Consider the following 19,797-nt stretch of genomic DNA (forward strand, 5'->3'; position numbering starts at 1 on the left):
GGAGGGGGCGGGAGGGTGGGAGGAGGGAGAAGGTGGGATAGCAGAGAAATGGAGCTGGGAGCTGGGAGGTGAGAGTGAGAGGTGGTAGGTGGGAGCTGGGAGGTGAGAGTGAGAGGTGGGAGGTGGGAGGTGGGAGCTGGGAGGTGAGAGTGGGAGGTGGTAGGTGGGAGCTGAGAGGTGAGAGGTGAGAGGTGAGAGAAAAGCTTTTCCGTCAACCTTCCACCTCCAACCATCCAGAAAAGCGTGGATTTTGCGTGGAGGGGATCGATGTCATACAATTGGCTATGCGAGGGGCAGGCCTGCCTGCCCCTATTTGCCCCTCGCGTCATCGATCAGAGGCTCCACGCCAAATCCACGCGACCCAACGCAACCAAACCACGAAAAGCCACCCCAATGAACCACGAAAATCCACCCCCGCGAACCACGAAAAGCCAGCCCCCGAACCCCTAAACTCCCCGAACCGCAGCCTCAGCCCGCCGAATGTCCCACTCCGCCCCGAACCCCCGATACAGCTCCACGCTCTCCGCCAGCACCCTGGCCGCCTCGTCTCCCCGCCCGCTCCCCGCCAACAGCACCGCCCGCTCCTCCAACGTCTGGGCCAGCTCGAACACCCGCCCCACGGCCCGGTAGTGCGTCGCGACAGCCACCAAGGCGTCGGCGTCTCGCTCGATCACGGCCCGACACCGCTGCGCGGCGGCGGCGGCACGAGCGGCGGTGGTCTCCCGATGGGCCTCGGCTTCGCAGGCGGCGACGGCTTCCCGCGCGGTGGCCATGTCCCCGTTGTCGATGGCCATGCGCACGAGCTCGGGCAGCCACTGGTGCCGGAGCATCATGCCCTCGTTCTGGGGATCGAGGATCACGCCCAGCTCGGACACCGCATCATCCAACCGGCCCTCGCGCGCGGCGGCCATGGCCTTGGCGGCGATCAAAAAATCGTTGTTCTCCCGCTCCGCCTCGCTCACCACGGGCAGGTTCATCCCGATCGACAAATGCCGCTGAACCCGCTCGGCCTCATCCCGGTGCGCGGCGATCAACGCCCCGCAGCCGTGCAACAACAACACGGGACCGCCCTCACGCAGGCCGTAGCCGGTGAAGTCGGGGGAGTCGTCCAACGCGGCGGCGAGGTCGTGCTGGGCCTGGTCCCATTCCCCCAGCCAGTACCGGTGCACGGCGCCGGCGACGTGCAGCCCGGCCAGGGGAGCGCCGTGGCCGGCGATCTCGAAGGCCATACGCAGGTCCTCGCCGGCCTCCTGCAGACGGTCCAGGCACTGCAAGGTGAACATGCGGTTGTCCAACAGAACCAGCCGCAGGTCGGTGAGGCTGATCTCGGTGCCGACGATGTCCATGGCCCGGTTGAGGTATTCGACGCCACGCGCGTAGTCGCGGCGCACGGCCTCGACCTGCCACAGCACTTCAAGCGACTGCCCGACGGAGAAGGCGTCGCCGACCTCCTCGCCGACCTCGACGGCCCGCTGCGCGGTCTCGGCGGACAGGTCCAGCTCACCCGCGCCGGCCCGCTGCACCAAGGCCAGCAACGACATGAGCCGCGCGCGCCACAGCTGGGGCAGCGACGGGTCGGCGAGGGCTTCGTCCAGCATCGCCACGGCGCGCTCGGCCTGCGACGCGCGGTACGGCACGTACGCCAGCACCCAGCGCACCTCGGCCGCGAGATCGGCGTCCTTCAAGTTGGGCAACGCCTTGCGGCCCCACTGCTCGGCCTCAGCGTCACGGCCGATGCGGAACAGCACGCTGGTCAGGTGCGCCATCAGCACGGCCCGCCGCGTCTCCGCGATGTGCACGGTCTCCAGCACGCGTTGCAGCAGCTCCACCACGACCAGCGGCGCGCGATGGTGCAGCACGGGGGCGGCCTCCACCAGCCACTGCGCGGCCCACGGCCCCATGCCGGCCTCGGCGGCCAACAGCTGCTCGGCGACGTGCTCCTCGGGCACGCCGGCATCGGCCAGCGCCTGCGCGGCCTGGTAGTGCAGGGCCACCCGCAGCGCCGACGGGGTGCCCTCGTACAGGGACTGGCGGATCAGCGGGTGCCGGAACGCCAGCCGCAGACCGGCGTCGCGCAGCACGCCGGCCGCGATGGCCTCCTCGAACGGCTGCACCAGCGCCGACACCGACTTACCGACCACCACCGACAGGTCGACGACGCCGAACTCGCCGCCGAGCAGCGCCGCCCACCGCAGCACCTCGCGCGTGGCCTCGGACAGGAAACCGAGACGGCCGGTGACGGCCTGCACCAGCGACGCCGGCACGCGCTCGAACGCCTCGCGCGCGACCTCGGCGGTGTCCGTGACGTGGACGATGCGCTCACGCACCAGGGCGTCGGCCATCTCCCGCAGGTACAGGGGGTTGCCGCCGGAGCGCCGCGCGATCTCCCGCAGCCGCGGCCCCGGGGGCGCGCCGACGAGGGTGCCGACCATGCCGGCGACGGCGTCGACCGTCAGCGGCGCCAGCCGCATCACCGCGCCGCCGAGGCTCTCCGTGTCACGGCGCAGCTGGTCCACCTCAGGGCGCTGGTGCGCGGGGCGCGTGGCGCCGACGAGCAGCAGCGGCAGCTTGGCGGTGAGCAGGCACAGCCGGTGCCACACCTCCAGGCTGGACTCGTCAGCCCACTGCACGTCGTCGAGGCCTACGGCCAGCGGCCCGTCCGCGCACAGCTCCTCGACCAACGCCACCAGCCGGTCGATGGTGCTGAAGATGCTGTTGCCGCCGCCGACGATGGACTGGTTGGCCTCGCTGTCGCGCAGCGCGTGCGCCAACGCCACGCGGCGCGGGTCGGTGGACTGCGGCGTCACGTCGAGGCAGTCGAGCATCGCTCGCAGCGGGAAGCGCTGCCCCAGCGTGTCCGCCACGGCGTGGGACACGGTGCAGCCGGCCCACTCGGCGTACGCGAGACCGGCCGCGAGCAGCGCGGACTTGCCGATGCCGAGCTCGCCCTCGATCCACACGGTCTGCCCGCGCCCGGCGCTGACCTCCGTGACCGCCGCACGCAGCGTGTCCATCTCGGGGTCACGTCCCACCAACGTCGCCGTGGGCGGCGGGGTGGTGGGCGTGGGCATCCGAGGCGCGACGGCCTGCACGGGGATGGTCGGCGCGGCCTCCAGCAGCAGGGCCGGGTCGTTGGCGAGGATGCGTTCGTGCAGCTCCTGGAGCTGCGGCCCCGGCTCCACGCCCAGCTCGTCGATCAGCACCTGTCTGGCCTCGCGGAACGCCGTCAGCGCCTCCGCCTGCCGCCCGCACCGGTACAGCGCCAGCATCAGAAGCGACCGCGGCCGCTCCCGGATGGGGTACTCGTGCACTAGACCCGCGATGTCGGCCACGGCCGTGGTGTGCTGGCCGTTGGCCAGCGCGGCCTCGGACCGCAGCTCACGCGCGACCACCCGCAGCTCGCCGAGCCGGTTGCGCTGCGACTGCGCGTACGGGCCGGTCACTCCCGAGAACGCCTCTCCCTGCCACAGGGACAGCCCCTCGTCGATCGACCGCAGCGCCCCGGCGGCGTCGCCGGCCGCGAGCTGGTGCTCGGCGTGGTCACGCAGCCGGTTGAACTCGACGACGTCCAGGTCGGCCGGCGCCAGCAGCAGCCGGTAGCCCGCGCCCGCCGACACCAGCAGCCCCGACGACTCGCGCCGGCCCCGGTCCGGCTCCAACGCCTTCCGCAGCGACGAGATGTACGTGTAGAGGCTGCCTTCCACGGTCGCGGGCGGGTTCTCGCCCCACACGCCGTCGATGAGCTCCTCTCGGGAAACGACCGTGGACGTGCGCATGGCCAGCATGGCGATGACGGCCCGCGGCAGCGGCGAGCCCAGGGTGACTTCCCGGTCCCCGGCCCACAGGCGCACCGGCCCGAGCAGCTTGGCCCGCAGCCCGGGGGTCGGTTGGCTCGTCATCTGGAATCACTCCGCCGGTCGCTCGTCACGATCACCGCACAGTGTCACGTATCGGGCAGCGCCTGTGCCACAGCGGCCGCTCTGAAGACGACGTCGAGAGCGTTTGGAGATCGGCCGGCAACCCTGTGGCGGTGGGTGGATGTGGATTGTGCGTGGAGGTGGGCGGTGCGGTGGAGGGCGCGGTCGGCGGCCGGCAGGACGGGCATGCTTTTCTGACCGCCCGGACGACGCTCGGGGACGTCGTCGGCTTCTCCACCGCCTGCTTCACGCCGCCGGAATTCCCGGTGGCGGCGCTGGCGTGCCAGACGCACGGCGCCAACGCGGTGGAGATCGCCTGCGGCGAATCCACCCGTTTGGATGCCCTCGTGCACGCCCGTGACCAGCTCAGACTGCACGGGCTGCGGCCGTCGCTGCACGCCGTCGGCCAGGTGGACCGCCTCGTCGGCCTGGGCATGCCGGTGGTGGTGCCGGCCGATCTGGCCGTCGGCCCGCTGACCAGAACTGTGCTGCTGCGCAACACCGGCGACCCCGATCGGCTGGACGAGGCGATGGAGGTCAATCCCGACGCCTCCTTCGGCATGGACGCGTCGCTGGCCTTCGCGGTGGGCGGCTTCACCCAGGTCAAGTCGTTCGCCTCCCGCCACGGCGATCGGCTGGCCCAGGTCAACGTGGGCGGCGTCGAGGTCGAGGCGGACGTCGTGGAGCTGGTGCGGGCTTGTTTCGACGCGGCCGGCCGGGCCGTCCCGGTGATCGTGGAACGGCCCGGCTCGGTCTGGTCCGAGGGCCTGAGCGGCGACATCGAGCGCCTCAGGGCCCTGGCCCGCCGCTTCCTGACCCCCTACCGCTGAGCGCGGCGGGCGCGCAGCACGTAGGTGTCCAGCGGCAGGGCGATGGCCGCGGTGAGCTCGAAGCCGGCGTGGGCCAGCAGCTCGTGGTAGTGGGACTCGGTGCGCTCCCGGCCGCCCACGTTGCACAGCATGTGGATGTCCCACGCCATGGCGAGGGACTCGATGTCGGCGTCGGCCGGCAGCAGGCGCTCGATCACCAGCAGCTCGGCGTGCGGGGGCATGGCCGCGGCCAGCGTGGCGAGGATGCCGCGGCACTGGTTGTCGTCCCAGTCGTGCAGCACGCGCGAGAGCAGGTAGACGTCGCCGCCCGCCGGCACGCTCTCGGTGAAGTCGCCGGCGACCAGGCGGCACCGGTCGGCCACGCCGGCCAGCGTGACCGCCGCCGAGGCCAGGGCGTGCGGTCGCTCGACCAGCACGCCGTGCGCGGCGGGGTTGGCGGCGAGGACCCGGGACAGCAGCTCGCCGTTGCCGCCGGCGATGTCGACGACCTCCCGCACGTCGCTGAGGTCGACGACCCGGACCAGGTCGGCGAACACGGCGTTGCTGGCGGCCATCGACTCGTGGAACAGCTCGGCCAGCTCGGGATCGGCGGCCATGTGCTGGAAGTGGTGCGCGCCGAAGACCTTCGCGTACGACTCCTCGCCCGTGCGGACGGCATCGGCCAGCGCGCCGAACGACCGGTAGAACGGGCCGCCGTACATCAGGGCCAGCGGCCGCAGCGAGCCCTCGACGTCGGCCCGCAGCAGGGAGCCCATGTCGGTCAGCAGGTAGCGGTCGCCGACCTCGCGGACCAGGCCGAGGGAGGCCAGGTAGCGGAGCAGGCGGCCGAGGCTGTCCGCGTCGGCGCCGGTCGCGGCGGCCAGGCCCGGCAGGTCGGAGATGGTGACGAGGTGGTCCGGCAGCCGCAGCGTCGCCGCGGCGGCGATGGCCTGCGTCGCCCACGCCCCGGTCATCTGCCCCAGCAGACGCGTGCCGGCGGCGGATTCCCGCAGGTGGGCGGTCAGAACCCGGGGGAAACGGCCGGCGCTGACCAGCTCAAGGCGACGGTAGGACGGCACCGTGTGGTGGGCGTCGCGGAAGTAGAGGACGGTGTTGTCCTCGTGCTCGTTGTAGCCGCCGCCGTCGGGCAGCATCCGGGTGGCCACGGCCGCCCGCAGCCCGCCCAGCAGCACCGGGTCGGCGTGCGGCACAGCCAGCGCGAAGTGGTTCTCGCGGCCGTGCAGGCGCTCGTCGTCGGCGATGTGCTCGAACTCCGGCGGTGTGACCATGGCGAAGATCTCCAGCTCACAGCGGTTGCCGAGCCGGTCGGCCAGGCGGGCCCGCAGGATGCCGACGGTCAGGCTCTCCATCGGCACGCCGTACCGGATGCTCAGCCGGGCCCGCACGACCACGCTCGGGGTCATCGGGCCGACCCGCACGCCCAGGCGTGTCAGGTCCTCCCGAAGGCCCTTGAATGTCCGGGGAAAGACCAGCACCGCCGCGTGGGTGAAGCGGGTGTACCGGGCCAGGGCCGCGCGTTCGGCCGCGCCCAGCGACGGCATGGCCGCCGCGAGCACGGACTCGGTGTCGGCGGCGCCGATCAGCGCGGCCGCCGAGGTCAGGCGGTCGAGGTCCTCCGGGGCGAGCGCGGGGGCGATCGTCGCGGTCATGGCGCACTCCAAAACTGGGCAGATCGACAACGGGGCAGATCCGACTAGAGGGGTTCAGATGCCGACGTAGTTCTCGGCGAAGAAGTGCTGGTGGGCACGGGAGTCGCGGAGGCTGTCCAGCCGGGCCCGGCGCAGCACGCGCTGGAAGCCCGCGTCCGGCGCGGCGGCGGCCGGCCCGTGCAGGAGCGTGATCATCCAGTGGGAGAACTCCTGCGCGCGCCAGATACGCGGCAGGCAGGTGGGGGAGTACGCGTCCAGCCCGCGCTCGTCGCCCTTGACGGCGTCGGTCAGGGCCTTGGCCAGCACCTCCGCCTGCATGATCGCGAGATTGGCGCCCTTGGCCGCGGACGGGCTGATCAGGCTGGCGGCGTCGCCGGCCAGGAACATCCGGCCGTGCCGCAGCGGGTCGACGACGTCCGAGCGCAGCCGCACGATCCGGCGCTCCGTGATCGGGCCCTGCCGCAGCGAGCCGAACTGCTCGACCTGCATACGAAGGCCCAGCTCGGCCCAGATCCCCTCGTCGGACCAGGCCTCGGCGCTGTCGTCGGCGTCGACCTGGAGGTAGTAGCGGGTGACCTCCGGGCCGCGGGCCATGTGGCCGGCGAACCCGTTGTCGTGCATGGCATACGTGACCGCCGACATGCTCTGCGGGGCTTGGGCCAGCACGGCCAGCCAGGCGATGCCGTGGTCGCGGGTGTGACGGGCGGCCGAGGCCGGCATGGCCCGGCGGGTGACGCCGTTGCTGCCGTCGCAGCCGACCAGGAACCGGCCCTGGATCTCGCCGTCGCGGTGACGGACAGTGCCCGTCGTGGGGTCGACGTCGGTGACGGTCACGTCGAATCGCAGCCGGCCGCCGCGGTCGAGGTACTCGGCGATGAGGTCGGTGACCAGCGCCTGCTGCGGGTAGACGGTGTGCACCTCGCCGCGTCCCAGTTCGGCGTAGTTCAGCTCGAACTCCCCGTCACCGTACCGAAAAGCGCACGTGTCGTGCGAGTGTCCACATCGGAGCATGCCGGCCCCGAGGCCGTGCTCGGTGAGCACGCGGGCGCTGTTGGCGCCCAGAAACCCCGCCCTGGCCCTGGTCTGCACGTGCTCGCGGCGGCCGCGCTCCAGGATGAGCGTGTCGACGCCGTTGGCGCGCAAGAGATTGCCCAGGACCAGTCCCGCGGGCCCGGCGCCCACGATGAGCACGGTCACCTGATCGGCCATGATCGCCCTTGTCTGCGAATGCATTCCGGTCGGCACGGACCGTGTTTGCTGTGACAACTATCGGTGACCCTTGTTGATCATCCGGGGCGGAGCTAACAGGGCCCCGGGCCGGCCGGTCCAGCCGCGCCACCCGGTGGCGCGGACTTGATCACCTGACCGGGTAGGGCCTGGTGTGCCGCTGTCGTCATGGGTCGGACGTCACTGCCGAGCGACGTGCATACGGTATACAGTAGGCGGCACGGTGTGAGTGAACGGAGGCGCGCGTCCCCATGTACACAGTCACCAACCCCGCCACCGGCGAGCTGGTCGAGCAGATCCCCAACGCGACGGACGAGGAGGTCGGCGCGGCGATCACCCGGGTGCACAACGCGTTCCCGGCCTGGCGGCGGCGACCGGCGACGGACCGCGCCAAGATCGTCCTGCGGGCAGCGGAGCTGTTCGCGGAGCGGGCCGACGAGCTCGCGCGGATCATGACCCTGGAGATGGGCAAGCGGATCAACGAGGGCCGCGGCGAGGTCGGCGTGGTCGTCGAGATCTTCAACTACTACGGCCAGCACGGCCCGGACCTCGTGGCCGACCAGCCGATGAGCATCCGCGGCGGCGAGGCCGTCATCCAGAAGACGCCGCTGGGCGCGCTGCTGGGCGTGATGCCGTGGAACTTCCCCTGCTACCAGGTGGCCCGCTTCGTCGCGCCCAACCTGGTGCTGGGCAACACGATCCTGCTCAAGCACGCCTCGATCTGCCCGCGGTCGGCACTGGCCATCGAGCAGATCCTGCACGACGCCGGCGTGCCGGAGGACGTGTACGTCAACACCTTCGCCTCCAGCCGCCAGGTGCCCGGCATCCTGGCCGACCCGCGGATCCAGGGCGTGTCGCTGACCGGTTCGGAGGCGGCGGGCATCTCCGTGGCGGCCGAGGCCGGTCGGAATCTGAAGAAGGCCGTGCTGGAACTGGGCGGCTCGGATCCGTTGATCGTGCTGGACTCCGACGACATGGACGAGACGGTCGCCAGGACCGCCACCGCCCGGATGCGCAACTGCGGCCAGTCCTGCAACGCGCCGAAGCGGATGATCGTGCTCGCCGACATCTACGACGAGTTCGTCGACAAGCTCGCCGCGCGGGTGGCCGACTACTTCAAGCCCGGCGATCCCCTCGACCCCGACACCAAGCTGCCGCCGCTGGCCTCGACCGCGGCCCGTGACGAGGTGGCGGGCCAGGTCGCGCAGGCCGTGGAGCAGGGCGCGACGCTGCTGGCCGGCGGCCACGCGGTCGAGGGTCCCGGCGCGTACCTCGAGGCCACGGTGCTCGCCAACGTCACCCCGGAGATGAACGCCTACTACGAGGAGATCTTCGGGCCGGTGGTCCTGGTCTTCAGGGCCGAGACCGAGGAGCAGGCCATCGAGATCGCCAACGACTCGCCCTTCGGCCTCGGGGCCAGCGTCTGGGGCACCGATCCCGAGCGCATGCGGCGGGTCGCCGAGCAGATCGAGTCCGGCATGGTCTACCTCAACAGCGCCGGCGGCTCCCAGGCCGACCTGCCGTTCGGCGGCATCAAGCGGTCCGGCATGGGACGCGAGCTCGGGCCGGCCGGCATTGAGGAGTTCATGAATCAGAAAAGCATTCGCCTTTAGTCCGTTCGGGTAACAACCGAGGGCCCTTCGCTCCGGAGCACATCCGCTGACGGCGGTTCACGCGTGTGTCAAGACATCCGAAAGAGGGAGGGTGTCATGACCGCCGCTACTGAGCGTCGCAGCTTCGACAGTCGCCGGGTGTTCCACCTGCACGCCGTCTTCCGCCGTGAAGTCGGTCGCGGGGCCGGCTTGGTGCGCGCCGTCGCGGCCGGAGACCGTGACGGCGCGCAGCTCGTCGCCGCGCGGGTCCGGATGGTCGACAACGCCGTCTACCGGCACAACTGCGCCGAGGACGCGCTGCTGTGGCCGAAGCTGGTGGGGGACAAGCCCAGCGAGGCCGACATCATGGTCGACGTCATGCACCGCCAGCACCGGGCCCTGGACGCCATGTCCCTCGGTGTGCAGGCCGCGATCCTGGCCTGGGAGGACGAGCCGACCGAGCATCGCCGCGACATGCTCGCCGACGCCCTCGACCGCATTTCCGACGCCGTCGGCGAGCACATCTGCGCCACCGAGCTGTTCCTCGTGCCGCTGCTGGAGCGGTTCCTGTGCGCCGCCGACTGGAGCGACGTGATCCGCCTCGGCGTGGCCGACTGCGACCCGGAGACGGTGTCCGCCCTGGCCGGCCTCATCCGGGTGCCATGAGCTCGCGCCGGCTGCCTGTGCCGGCGTGATTCGCCGGCCGGTCGGGACACCACCCCCCAGCCCGACCGGCCGGCCCCTACTTCTGTCAGCTCAGTGCGCCGTCGTAGTCCGGCAGTTTGAACGTGCGCTCCGCGTGGCCGCCGTCCAGGTCCGTGGTGTTGTTGCCGATGTTGGCGACGATCGTGTAGCCCTGCGCCTCGATCGCCGCGCGGGCCTTGGTCTTGTTGACCTGCGCCGGGTCGAAGTTGAACAGCGGGCGCATGGACAGGCCGTCCACCGGAAAGCCGACGCCGGACAGGTTGTCCTGGGTGAGCGAGCGGATCAGCTCGGTGCGGTCGGTGACGAAGAAGACCGCCGCGCCGTCGGCCTTGGCCAGCTTGGCCAGCGTCAGCACCGGCGGGACCGCCGGGGTGGTCCAGACCGGGTGGTAGTAGCTCTCCAGCGAGGTGTTGTCGATGTCCAGCACGATGGCGTTGCGTCCGGGGGAGGACAGCCGCTGCTGGAGATAGGTGGTCGCCTGGCTCGTCACGGTCGTGACGTCGGCGATCCACGTCGCCTCGCTCGGCGCGGCGGCGGGGGCGGCCTGCGCCGACCCGGCGCCCAGGACCAGCAGCCCGGCCGTCAGGCCGGCGGCGGCGAATCGGAGGGTGATCGTCATGCCCGGCAGTCCAGCATCTCGCCGCGGCCGCCACGAGTGCCGATTAGGTGAATTTTCTTCATATTGTTGCCGGGCCGAGTGCGGCAACGGTCAACGAGCTCGCGGTGTGACCGGATTCGCCCGATGACCGGACCGGATTCGGGTTCAGCAGTGGCCGGGGCGGGCGGCCGTCAACAGCGGAGTGTCCAGTTTGGGCATGGCCTGGTCCTGGGTCAGCAGGCCGCCGGGCGGGATGGGGTGCTGGCGGCCCCAGATGGAGAGCTGGCCGAGCACCTTACGGGCAGCCGTGTTGACGATGAGGCCGTTGAAGTTCGTGCCGACGGCGAAGTCGACCGTCGCATCGGGGCGGTTGTCCCGCACGAGCTGGGCGCACGGCACGAGCAGGCTCAGGGTCCGAGCCCCGGCGGCGCCCTGGGCGCCGAAGCGGATCTGGCCGACACAGCTCATGTTGCCCAGCGGATGGGCCGGGTCGTCGGCGGCCTCGGCGGCCTGGGGGAAGCCCAGGTCGGCCAGCTCCAACGACATCAGGCCGGCGGCGCCGCGCTGGGAGCTGGCGTTGAACATCCGCACGGGCACCCGGCCGGGCGGGGCGGGGGCGACGCCGTCGAGGTCGTGAAAGCCGACGGCGGTGACACCCGGCGTCGGCGGGGTGCAGCCGACGGACTGGTCGATCGTGGGCACACCACGGAAAACCTGCACCCACACCACCATCGCGGTGATCAGCAACAGGCTGAGCAGGACCAGCGAACGAGTTCGCCGCCAGCGTTTCGACCGCACGTCACCACCCTCGCAACCGCGCCCGGTCAACACCGCGGATCCTAGTGACTGTTGATCACTATCTGGTGACGATCCTGTGGAGAACCCCGGAACTGCCGGCCGATCGCCGACGCTGTCACGTCAGTGCGCGTCGAAATCGACCAAACCTCGCCAACGTGACATCCCGACCTGCGGACTCTCCCAACAGGACGGGCTACCCCGGGCTCATAACCGAGAAACCCTCCGAATGCAGGGTGTTTGGTGAACGGACGTTCGGTCAGAGTCGGTGCACCGGCGGGGCCATCCGGCCCCAACCCTGCATCCGGAGGTCCACAACCATGCGAGCACGTCTCCTCGCGTTCGCCGCGGCCGGCGCCGCCACCCTGCTGGCCGGCGCCGCCCCCGCACTCGCCACCACGTCGGCCGGGTTCGCCCCGCAGCACGCGAGCCACACGCACCACGCCAACGCGGTCGGCGGCACGTTCAACCAGGACGGCGGCAACTGGTCGGGCTGGGTGTCCACCGGCAGCGGCTTCAGCTCGGTGAGCGCGAGCTGGACCGAGCCGGCGGTCACCTGCAACTCCTCCAACGACCTGTACGCGCCGTGGGTCGGCATCGACGGCTACGGCAGCCAGTCGGTGGAGCAGACCGGCGTGGCCACCGACTGCTCGTCGGGGTCGCCCAACTACCAGGCCTGGTACGAGATGTACCCGGACTCGCCGGTCTACTACGACAATCCCGTCCAGGCCGGCGACAACTTCAGCGCCAGCGTGCAGCGCAGCGGCACCAGCTACACGCTCACCATCACCGACAACACGGCGGGCTGGACCCAGCACGTCACCAAGTCCTACAACGGCCAGAACGCCTCGGCCGAGTTCATCCTGGAGTCGCCCACCGGCGCCTACCCGAACTTCGGCACGGTGACCTTCACCGACGCGAAGGTCGACGGCGCCACCTACACCGGGCAGAACGGCGTCGCGCTGGACGCCAGCAACAACTCCGGATCCGAGGACCGCACCGGCGCGCTGTCGGGCGGCTCCTTCGACGTGAGCTACGTCCAGGAGTGATCGATCCGGCGGGCGGCCCGTTTCCCGACACCCGATATCCTGACAGGGCTGTCGGGAACGGGCCGCTCGTCGGCAATTCGGACAGGAAACCGGTTCCGTAGCCGACCATTCCGTTCGGCGCATGCTGTCTGCGGGCCCGCGCCCCGTAACCCTTCTCCGGTGCGAAACCTGATCACACTCCGCCGGTTCGGCGCGATCGCGGCCGCCATCACGGTCGCGACGACCGCGCTGGCCGGCGCCGCGGCCGCGACCACCCCCTACGGCCAGCCGCAGCCGGTGCCGGCGCACGTCTTCGCGCCGTACTTCCAGGCCTACCTGCCCGGCGACCCGGCCGAGTTCGCCGGCGAGTCCGGCGCGCTGTTCCAGAACCTGGCCTTCCTGGAGACCGACAAGCCCGGCTCCTGCCAGGTCTACCCGAACGGCGTGGCCACCGGCCCCGACTACGCGGACGCCGCCGCCAAGCTGCGGGCCCGCGGCGGCCAGCTGATCCCGTCCTTCGGCGGCGCCTACGCCGGCGACAACGGCATCGAGATCGCCGACAGCTGCGCCGACGTGCACGCCATCGCCACCGCCTACGAGCAGGCCCTGGTCTCCTACGGCGCGACCCAGCTGGACATGGACATCGAGGACGCGTCCCTGACCAACGCCGAGGGCATCGACCGCCGCAACAAGGCGCTGTTGGAGACCGAGAAGTGGGCCGCCGCGCAGGGCCGCCCGCTCAAGGTCGTCTACACCATGGGCACCGGCCCGACCGCGCCCAACGGCGACGCGGTGAAGATGCTGCAGAACGCGGTGGCCAACGGCACCCGGGTCGACACCGTCAACATCATGACGTTCGACTACTACGACAACAAGCAGCACGAGATGGCCACCGACGCCAAGTCGGCCGCCGCCGCGCTGGTCACCACCCTGCACGGCCTGTGGCCGGACAAGACGCCGTCGCAGCTGTGGTCCATGGTCGGCATCACGGCCATGATCGGGCTCGACGACTACGGCTCGGGCGGCGAGACCGGCCCGGTCGAGGAGTTCACTCCCGCCGACGCCGTCGACCTCACCGTCTGGGCCTGGCAGCACGGCATCGCGCTGCTGTCGTTCTGGGGCCTGCACCGGGACAACGGCAGCTGCCCGGGCCAGCACCAGGAGGCGTGCTCCGGCGTCCAGCAGCTGCCGTGGGAGTACTCGACCATCATGGGGACCTTCACCCATCGGTGACTGTCACGATCGTTGACAGTCCTGATCGGTGACCGAAGCCGGTCGCGGGGCCCACAGGGCGGGTCCCGGGGCCGAAACGGGTCGTCCGGCGGCCGCACGTGGACGGTGGCCGCCGGGCGACCTTTCTCGTTCTCCGGGTCTAGTCACCGAGGGCGAAGGCGAAGACCACGTAGTCGCGCCCGCCCACCTCGAACGAGCCGACCTCGCGCATGCCGAGGTGTCGGTGCACGGCCAGCGACTTCTCGTTCGCCGTCTCGACGAACAGGACGGCCGCCGAATAGTCGGGGGAAAGGCTTTTCTGCACGGCGTCGATCAACAATCGCACGACGCCCCGTCCCTGGAACCGCGGATCGACCGCGACCGGGCCGTAGAGAGCGAAGTCGGTCAGGCCGGAAGTCGTTGCGGTGGCAATCGTTCTGGCCGGCGGCCCGTCGCCGCCGGCCATCGCGGCGGGATCGGACGTGAGCGCCGTGCCGGCAACTTTCCGCTCGCCGTGTTCATCAGTGTGAACGGCGACAAAAACTCCTGTTCCGCCGATGAAGTTGAGCAATATCCGGTCGGAAAGATGCCCCTGAATGAAGCCCCGCGCTGCCCGCTCCTCAGGGGCCAGTCCGTCGCCGCGGGCCTGGGCCAGCAGCGCGGCAATCGCCGGCATGTCCTCATACGTGGCCTTCCTGACCGCGAAACCCATCTGGTCCCTCCCGCTTCGGGTCTTCCGTGTCACCGTTGCTCGACAATCGGACGGACCGATGAGAATTTTGAACTCAATCGTATAGTTTGGCCCATCAAAGGATCGTGTTCACGCGGGTCGATAGGCAGGGCCGTGGAGTCGTCGTTCTGGTGGACTGTGCTGGGGCCGGTGCGCGGCCGGCGGGCGGGCCGCGAGGCCAGGCTCGGCTCGCCGCAGCGCCGGGCCCTGATGGCGCTGCTGCTGGCCAGGGCCGGTCAACCGCTCACCATGGCCGAGATCACCCGCGCCCTGTGGCGCGGCGATCCCCCCGGCCTCGCCGCCAACGTGGTGCAGGGCCACGTCGGCGCGATCCGGCGCATGCTGGAGCCCGACCTGCCGCGCCGGGCGACCGGCCGCTGGCTGCTGCCCGCCCCGGGCGGCTACCGGCTGGCCATGACCGCCGACACGCTGGACCTGTTGCGGTTCCGGGCGTTGACGTCCGGTGAACCTCCGCTGAGCGACCTCGTGGAGGCGCTGTCCCTGGCCACCGGGGAAATCGCCGAGGACGTGCCGGCCGAGGTTCGCTCACATCCGCTGTTCACCGCCCTCGCCGACGAGTACGACGCCGTGCTGCGGGCCACCGCCGAGCGCGCGCTGGCCGACGGCATGGCCGCCGTGGTGCTGCCGATGATCCGCACCGCCGCCGGCCGTCGTCCGCTCGACGAGGAGCTGCAAGCAAGTCTGATGATGCTTCTGCACGCCGACGGCCAGCAGGCCGCCGCGCTGGAGCTGTTCGGCGAGGTGCGGGACCGGCTGCGGCACGACCTTGGTGTGCATCCCGGCCGGCGGCTGCGCGAGGCGTACCGGCAGGTGTTGGCCGACCATCCGGTCGGGACGACGCGGTTCGTCGGACGGGAGGCGGAGCTGGCGGCGCTGCTGACGCGGCTGCCGGAGCCCTTCGAGCCGGCGGCGGTGGTCGCCGTGACCGGCATGGCCGGCGTCGGCAAGACCAGCCTGGCCATGCACGTCGCGGAGTTGGCCGCCGACCGGTTCCCGGACGGCGTGCTGTACGTCGACCTGCACGGCTTCGACCGCGACCGGCCGCCGCTGACCACCTGCGAGGCGGTGCGGTCGCTGCTGGGCGTGCAGGACGTGTGCGATCCGGCGTCGCTGTATCGGAGTTCGTTGTCCGGGCGGCGGATGCTGGTGGTGCTGGACAACGCCCACGACGCCGAGCAGGCCCGCGAGCTGCTGCCGGGCTCGGACGGCTGCGCGGCCATCGTCACCAGCCGTGACGACCTGACCGGGCTGGTGGCGTTCAACGACGCGTACCCGATCCGGCTGGGGCTCCGGGCTCGGGTCACCACGGCCCCGATGACCGAGGACGTGCGGGCCTCCTTCGACCGCTCCTACGAGAGCCTGTCGCCGGATGCCGAGGTCCTGTTCCACGCCCTCGCCCTGCACCCGACCAAGGAGATCGGCCCGGGGGCGGCGGCCAGCATGATCGGCGACGAGCCGCAGCACGCCCGGACGTTGCTGGACGAGCTGGCCTCCGCGCACCTGATCGACGAGTACCGGCCCGGCCGGTACAGCTGGCACGGCCTCGTGCACGACTACGGCGTCGAGATGGCGGCCTCGCGGCTGGCCGACGACGAGCGGGACCGGCTGCGCCGCCGCATGTTCGACCACTACCTGTTCAACAACCGGCAGGCCGGCGCGATCGCCCGGATGAAGCTGGCGCTGGTGCCGCCGGAGGAGCCGGTCACGCCGGCCTGCGGCGGCTACGAGGCCGAGCGCCGGATGCTGCGGTCGCTGATGACCCAGGCGCTGGTCGAGGGCTACGGCGAATACGTGTGGCGGTTCGCCGGCATCATCGGCGACCACCTGGACAAGACCGGGCTGTGGCCCGAGCTGCGGGCCGCCGGCGCCGCCGCGCTGGTGTGCGCCGAGCGGACCGGGGACCCGCGCCGCACGGCCGAGGCGCTGCGCGGTCTGGCCCGTGTGCACGCCGGGCTACGCGACTACGGCACGGCGATCGAGCTGATGGCCGCCGCGATGCCGTTGTTCGTCGAAGTGGACGATCAGCAGTCGTTGGCCCGGCAGCATCTCGGGTCGGCCTGGCTGCGGGCCACCGCCGGTCGCCCGGCCGCCGCCGCCCTGCACGCGGACCGGACGCTGTCGATCAGCCGCCGGGACGCGCGGCCGGACGACGTGGCGGCGGCGCTCAACGGCGTCGGCTGGTTCGAGGCGCGCCAGGGAAGGTTCGAGGCGGCGATCGGGCACTGCCGTGAAGCGCTGGGAATCCTGTCCGGACTGGGCATGCGGCGGGCACAGGCCGACACGTGGGACACCCTCGGTTTTGTCAACCGGCGGCTCGGCCGCTACCGCGAGGCCCTGGCCAGCTACCGGCGGGCCCTGGCCCTGCACCGGGAGTTCGGCAACCGGGCCGCCGAGGCGGCGACACTGCGCAGCATCGCGTCGGTGACGCGTTCTCACGACGTGCCCACCGCGCGCAAGGCCCTGGACGAGGCCGTGGAGATACTGCAGGAGCTGGGGCACCCAGCCGCCGGCCGAATGGTGGCCGTCGCTGACAGTCAGCGTCCTTGACCGTCACCCGTCCGACCGTTGTGCGATGATCACCCCATCGGCGGCGGGACGGGAGGCACGGTGGGCACGAGGGCGGAGCGCAACAGGACCAATCCCGACCTGGGTGTGCTCGCGGGACGGCTGCTGTTCGCGATCCAGCAGGAGCTGTTCACCACGCTGGCCGCGCAGGGCTTCGAGGACCTGCTGCCGCGGCACGGCGCCGTGCTGGCCTACCTGGACTCCGACGGGGTGCGGGCCACCGACCTGTCCCGGCTGTCGGGCCAGCACAAGCAGGTCATCGGCACCATGGTCGACGAGCTGGAGGGGCTGGGCTACGTCGAGCGCCGGCCCGACCCGGCCGACCGCCGGGCCAAGCTGGTCTGCCCCACCGAGCGCGGCCTGGCCCAGATGCGGGCGGCCGACAAGATCATGAACTCCATCCAGGACCGGCACGCCCGCCGCCTCGGCCGCGAGGCCTACACCCAGTTCAAGGCGGCCTTCCTCGACGTCACCGACCACCAACGCCGCCGCCACCTCCCCTGACACCCCCGCGAGTCACGCTCTGGGGCACACCGAAATACAGTTTCGGGCAGCTGCCCGAAACCTACATTCGGTGGTTCTGAGAGCGTGACTCGCGGGGGTCAGATGAGGTTGGACTGGAGGGCGTGGGCGACTATGTGGGCGCGGTTGCGGGCGTGGTAGCGCTGCAACAGATCCCGCACCAGGCGCTTCACGGTGTGGTGGGAGCAGTGCAGATCCCGGGCGATGGCCGCGGTGTCCGCCCCGTCCGCCAACAGGTTCAGCAGCCGTGCCTCGCGCTCGTCCAGCCCGCGCGGCCGCAGCGACCGGCGCCGTAGCTCGCCCAGCAGACGGTCCAGGTGCACGGCCGCCGGCTCGCCGCGATCGGCGGCAACGGCGTGCAGCATCGCGGCAATGCCCTGCGTCGAGGCGTCGCGGCGGGGCACCAGGCGGACCGGCCCCGAGGTCATCTCCTCGGCGAGCGGCTGGCCCAGAACCGTCTCCGTGACAACAAGAACAGCGGGCCGGCGTCGGGAATCGGCCGCGAACACGAGGTTCGAGGCGATCTCCTCGGTCAGGTCCATAGTCACCGCCAACAACGCGTCGGCCTGCTCCGGCGCGGTCGCCGCGTAACGCAGCCGTGCGCCGGCGGCGGCAATGCCTTCCGCGGCGAGAACATCGTCGCCGAACATCGAGAAACACACCGCGGGTTCGCCCTTCAGCCCGACTTCCCGCAACGCGATTTCCCTCAGGGCCGTGTCCATGGCGCCGACGCTAGCCACCGGAACTGACGATCGAGTGACCGTGGTGCGCCGGGCGGATCGGATCGCGTACCCGTTGGTCGTCGGACCTGTCCCGGTTCCCCGCCGCTGTGGCCTGATCGGCACCAGGACACGGGAGGAGCCGATGGAGGCGGTCGAACAGCCGTCCGGTCTGGACGTGCTGCGGACGACGTCGAGCCCGCCGTTGCCGGCGGGCGGCGAGCCGCGCTGGGTGTGTGTGGAGGAGGGCGACGTGGTCATCGCCACCGAGCTGCGACACGTGCCGGCGATGGCCGGGCTGTTGGAGGCGGTGCTGGGCTTCGCGGTTCGCAGCACGCTCCGTCCCGGCGGCGACTACGTGATGCTCGACCTCCGGGTCAGCTACGTGCGCCCGGTCGACCGGGCCGTCGGCGAGGTCTACGCCCGCGGCTGGGTCCGGGAGTCCCGTCACCAGGTCCAGTTCGCCGAGGCCGACGTCTGCGACGCGGCCGGCGACGTGCTGGCCACCGCGGCAACCACCTGCCTCGTGGTGTCCCCTGAGGAGAGGACCCGATGAACACAATGCCGTTGCGCCGGCCGGCGCACTGCCCGTTCGACCCACCGACCGAGTTCGCCCGGCTGCGCCGGGACGAGCCCGTCTCGCTGGTGGTGACGCCGGCCGGCGCGCCGGCCTGGCTGGTCACCCGGCACGAGGATGCCCGCCTCGTGCTCTCCGACAAGCGGTTCACCGCGCGGGGCCCGGTCGAGTCACGCGGCGTGATCGACATCGACGGCCCCGAGCACAAGCGGTTGCGCCAGCTGTTGATCCCGGAGCTGACCATCCGCCGCGCCGAGGGCTGGCGGCTGCGCGTCCGCAAGGCCGCCGAGGAACGCGTGGCGATCCTGGAGTCGCCGGCCGACCTCGTCACCGACTTCGCCCGGCCGGTGACGGGCCGCGTGCTCGGCGAGCTGGTCGGTCTGCCGGAGGGCTTCCCGGTCGGGCTGGAGGCCGCGCTGCTGCGGCCGATGCTCACCGACGTCGTCGACCAGCGCCGCCGCGAGCCCACCACCGATCTGATCTCGGGTCTGCTGCGGCAGGCGGCCGTGATGGCCGAGCCGCCGTCGACCGCGGAGATGGTCGGCCTCGCGATGACCGTGTTGCACGCCGGCTGCGAGACCTCGATCGGCATGCTCACGCTGAGCGCGCTGGTGCTGATGGAGGACCCGCGCCGGGTGGAGTCGCTGACCGAGGGCGAGGTCGCGGTGTCGGTGGCCGTCGAGGAGCTGCTGCGCTACCTGACGGTGGTCCAGCAGGGCCTGCCCCGGTACGCCACCGAGGACGTGCGGATCGGCGAGCGGGTGGTGCGCAAGGGCGAGTGCGTGGTCGTGTCGATCAGCTCGGCCAACCGCGACCCGGCCGTCTTCCACCATCCGGACGAGTTGCGCCTGGTGCGGCCGACTTCGCGAGCACACCTCGCGTTCGGCTACGGGGCGCACCAGTGCCTCGGCAGCCAGCTGGCCCGCGTGCTGGTGCAGGAGGGCCTGACCGCCCTGTTCAGCCTGCATCCGCAGCTGCGGCTGGCCAAGCCGCGCACCGAGCTGGTGTTCACGGACCGGTCGCCGGTGCACGGCCTGCGCTCGCTGCCGGTGATGTGGTGAGGACCGTCAGCGCGGCTGATGGTTCGTTCGCCTGACTGCCGTAGAATCC

The 19,797-nt window shown here is 71.3% G+C and carries 16 protein-coding genes; 9 read left to right on the top strand and 7 right to left on the bottom strand.

From position 1 onward, the window contains the following. Positions 1-446: 446 nt before the first annotated feature. Entirely contained in the window at positions 447-3,899 is a 3,453-nt protein-coding gene (locus AB0M73_RS20130) for a BTAD domain-containing putative transcriptional regulator (RefSeq protein WP_363892416.1), read from the bottom strand. A 152-nt stretch (positions 3,900-4,051) separates the two neighbouring features. Here AB0M73_RS20130 and AB0M73_RS20135 point away from each other — a divergent pair, with 152 nt between their 5' ends. After that, complete coding sequence (locus AB0M73_RS20135; RefSeq protein WP_363892418.1) at positions 4,052-4,747, top strand: hypothetical protein; 696 nt, start codon at positions 4,052-4,054, stop codon at positions 4,745-4,747. Here the strand turns inward: AB0M73_RS20135 and AB0M73_RS20140 are convergent. Next, a complete protein-coding gene (locus AB0M73_RS20140) occupies positions 4,738-6,396 on the bottom strand; it encodes a methyltransferase (protein ID WP_363892420.1) in 1,659 nt (552 codons plus the stop codon). The two genes, AB0M73_RS20135 and AB0M73_RS20140, sit on opposite strands and share 10 nt — an antisense overlap. A 54-nt stretch (positions 6,397-6,450) precedes the next feature. Further along, on the bottom strand, positions 6,451-7,605 hold the full coding sequence (locus AB0M73_RS20145; protein WP_363892422.1) for a 4-hydroxybenzoate 3-monooxygenase: 1,155 nt from the start codon (positions 7,603-7,605) through the stop codon (positions 6,451-6,453). A 269-nt stretch (positions 7,606-7,874) separates the two neighbouring features. On the opposite strand from AB0M73_RS20145, the gene AB0M73_RS20150 reads away from it, so the two are divergent. Continuing rightward, positions 7,875-9,236 (top strand): NAD-dependent succinate-semialdehyde dehydrogenase, encoded by a 1,362-nt coding sequence (locus AB0M73_RS20150; protein WP_363892424.1) that lies wholly within the window; start codon positions 7,875-7,877, stop codon positions 9,234-9,236. A gap of 96 nt (positions 9,237-9,332) precedes the next feature. Then, complete coding sequence (locus AB0M73_RS20155) at positions 9,333-9,881, top strand: hemerythrin domain-containing protein (RefSeq protein WP_363892426.1); 549 nt, start codon at positions 9,333-9,335, stop codon at positions 9,879-9,881. Between the two features lie 85 nt (positions 9,882-9,966). On the opposite strand, the gene AB0M73_RS20160 is transcribed toward AB0M73_RS20155, so the two are convergent. Beyond that, positions 9,967-10,539, bottom strand: a complete 573-nt coding sequence (locus tag AB0M73_RS20160; protein WP_363892428.1) for an HAD family acid phosphatase — start codon at positions 10,537-10,539, stop codon at positions 9,967-9,969. Between the two features lie 144 nt (positions 10,540-10,683). Next, positions 10,684-11,316, bottom strand: coding sequence for an envelope integrity protein Cei (gene cei, locus AB0M73_RS20165; RefSeq protein ID WP_363892430.1), 633 nt, complete (start codon positions 11,314-11,316; stop codon positions 10,684-10,686). Between the two features lie 317 nt (positions 11,317-11,633). Between cei and AB0M73_RS20170 the strand changes: the two genes are divergently transcribed. Beyond that, positions 11,634-12,362 (top strand): G1 family glutamic endopeptidase, encoded by a 729-nt coding sequence (locus tag AB0M73_RS20170; RefSeq protein ID WP_363892432.1) that lies wholly within the window; start codon positions 11,634-11,636, stop codon positions 12,360-12,362. Positions 12,363-12,521: 159 nt separating this feature from the next. Next, entirely contained in the window at positions 12,522-13,574 is a 1,053-nt protein-coding gene (locus AB0M73_RS20175) for a glycosyl hydrolase family 18 protein (RefSeq protein ID WP_363892434.1), read from the top strand. Between the two features lie 139 nt (positions 13,575-13,713). On the opposite strand, the gene AB0M73_RS20180 is transcribed toward AB0M73_RS20175, so the two are convergent. Then, the gene (locus AB0M73_RS20180) at positions 13,714-14,265 is read right to left on the bottom strand and encodes a GNAT family N-acetyltransferase (protein WP_363892436.1); all 552 of its coding nucleotides are present in this window, start codon (positions 14,263-14,265) and stop codon (positions 13,714-13,716) included. 132 nt (positions 14,266-14,397) lie between these two features. On the opposite strand from AB0M73_RS20180, the gene AB0M73_RS20185 reads away from it, so the two are divergent. Together AB0M73_RS20185 and AB0M73_RS20190 are read left to right on the top strand one after the other, a co-directional pair. Then, positions 14,398-16,851: a tetratricopeptide repeat protein gene (locus AB0M73_RS20185; RefSeq protein WP_363892438.1), complete on the top strand. Its 2,454-nt coding sequence runs from the start codon at positions 14,398-14,400 to the stop codon at positions 16,849-16,851. A gap of 60 nt (positions 16,852-16,911) precedes the next feature. Further along, positions 16,912-17,373: a MarR family transcriptional regulator gene (locus AB0M73_RS20190; RefSeq protein ID WP_363892440.1), complete on the top strand. Its 462-nt coding sequence runs from the start codon at positions 16,912-16,914 to the stop codon at positions 17,371-17,373. A 98-nt stretch (positions 17,374-17,471) separates the two neighbouring features. Here AB0M73_RS20190 and AB0M73_RS20195 read toward each other — a convergent pair whose 3' ends face one another. After that, on the bottom strand, positions 17,472-18,113 hold the full coding sequence (locus tag AB0M73_RS20195; protein WP_363892442.1) for a helix-turn-helix transcriptional regulator: 642 nt from the start codon (positions 18,111-18,113) through the stop codon (positions 17,472-17,474). Positions 18,114-18,255: 142 nt separating this feature from the next. Here AB0M73_RS20195 and AB0M73_RS20200 point away from each other — a divergent pair, with 142 nt between their 5' ends. Next, positions 18,256-18,666 (top strand): PaaI family thioesterase, encoded by a 411-nt coding sequence (locus AB0M73_RS20200; RefSeq protein WP_363892444.1) that lies wholly within the window; start codon positions 18,256-18,258, stop codon positions 18,664-18,666. After that, on the top strand, positions 18,663-19,748 hold the full coding sequence (locus AB0M73_RS20205; RefSeq protein ID WP_363892446.1) for a cytochrome P450: 1,086 nt from the start codon (positions 18,663-18,665) through the stop codon (positions 19,746-19,748). The genes AB0M73_RS20200 and AB0M73_RS20205 overlap by 4 nt, the downstream gene beginning before the upstream one ends. Positions 19,749-19,797 lie beyond the last annotated feature (49 nt).

Origin of the sequence: Kutzneria sp. NPDC051319, from assembly GCF_040682195.1 — a bacterium.
Lineage (GTDB): Bacteria > Actinomycetota > Actinomycetes > Mycobacteriales > Pseudonocardiaceae > Kutzneria.

What these genes read in the sequence shown, in the direction of transcription:
- AB0M73_RS20160 (WP_363892428.1), bottom strand. Translation starts at nt 10,539, where the DNA reads ATGACGATCACCCTCCGATTCGCCGCCGCCGGCCTGACGGCCGGGCTG.
- AB0M73_RS20205 (WP_363892446.1), top strand. Translation starts at nt 18,663, where the DNA reads ATGAACACAATGCCGTTGCGCCGGCCGGCGCACTGCCCGTTCGACCCA.
- AB0M73_RS20150 (WP_363892424.1), top strand. Translation starts at nt 7,875, where the DNA reads ATGTACACAGTCACCAACCCCGCCACCGGCGAGCTGGTCGAGCAGATC.
- AB0M73_RS20130 (WP_363892416.1), bottom strand. Translation starts at nt 3,899, where the DNA reads ATGACGAGCCAACCGACCCCCGGGCTGCGGGCCAAGCTGCTCGGGCCG.
- AB0M73_RS20180 (WP_363892436.1), bottom strand. Translation starts at nt 14,265, where the DNA reads ATGGGTTTCGCGGTCAGGAAGGCCACGTATGAGGACATGCCGGCGATT.
- AB0M73_RS20170 (WP_363892432.1), top strand. Translation starts at nt 11,634, where the DNA reads ATGCGAGCACGTCTCCTCGCGTTCGCCGCGGCCGGCGCCGCCACCCTG.
- AB0M73_RS20195 (WP_363892442.1), bottom strand. Translation starts at nt 18,113, where the DNA reads ATGGACACGGCCCTGAGGGAAATCGCGTTGCGGGAAGTCGGGCTGAAG.
- AB0M73_RS20200 (WP_363892444.1), top strand. Translation starts at nt 18,256, where the DNA reads ATGGAGGCGGTCGAACAGCCGTCCGGTCTGGACGTGCTGCGGACGACG.
- AB0M73_RS20140 (WP_363892420.1), bottom strand. Translation starts at nt 6,396, where the DNA reads ATGACCGCGACGATCGCCCCCGCGCTCGCCCCGGAGGACCTCGACCGC.
- AB0M73_RS20145 (WP_363892422.1), bottom strand. Translation starts at nt 7,605, where the DNA reads ATGGCCGATCAGGTGACCGTGCTCATCGTGGGCGCCGGGCCCGCGGGA.
- AB0M73_RS20155 (WP_363892426.1), top strand. Translation starts at nt 9,333, where the DNA reads ATGACCGCCGCTACTGAGCGTCGCAGCTTCGACAGTCGCCGGGTGTTC.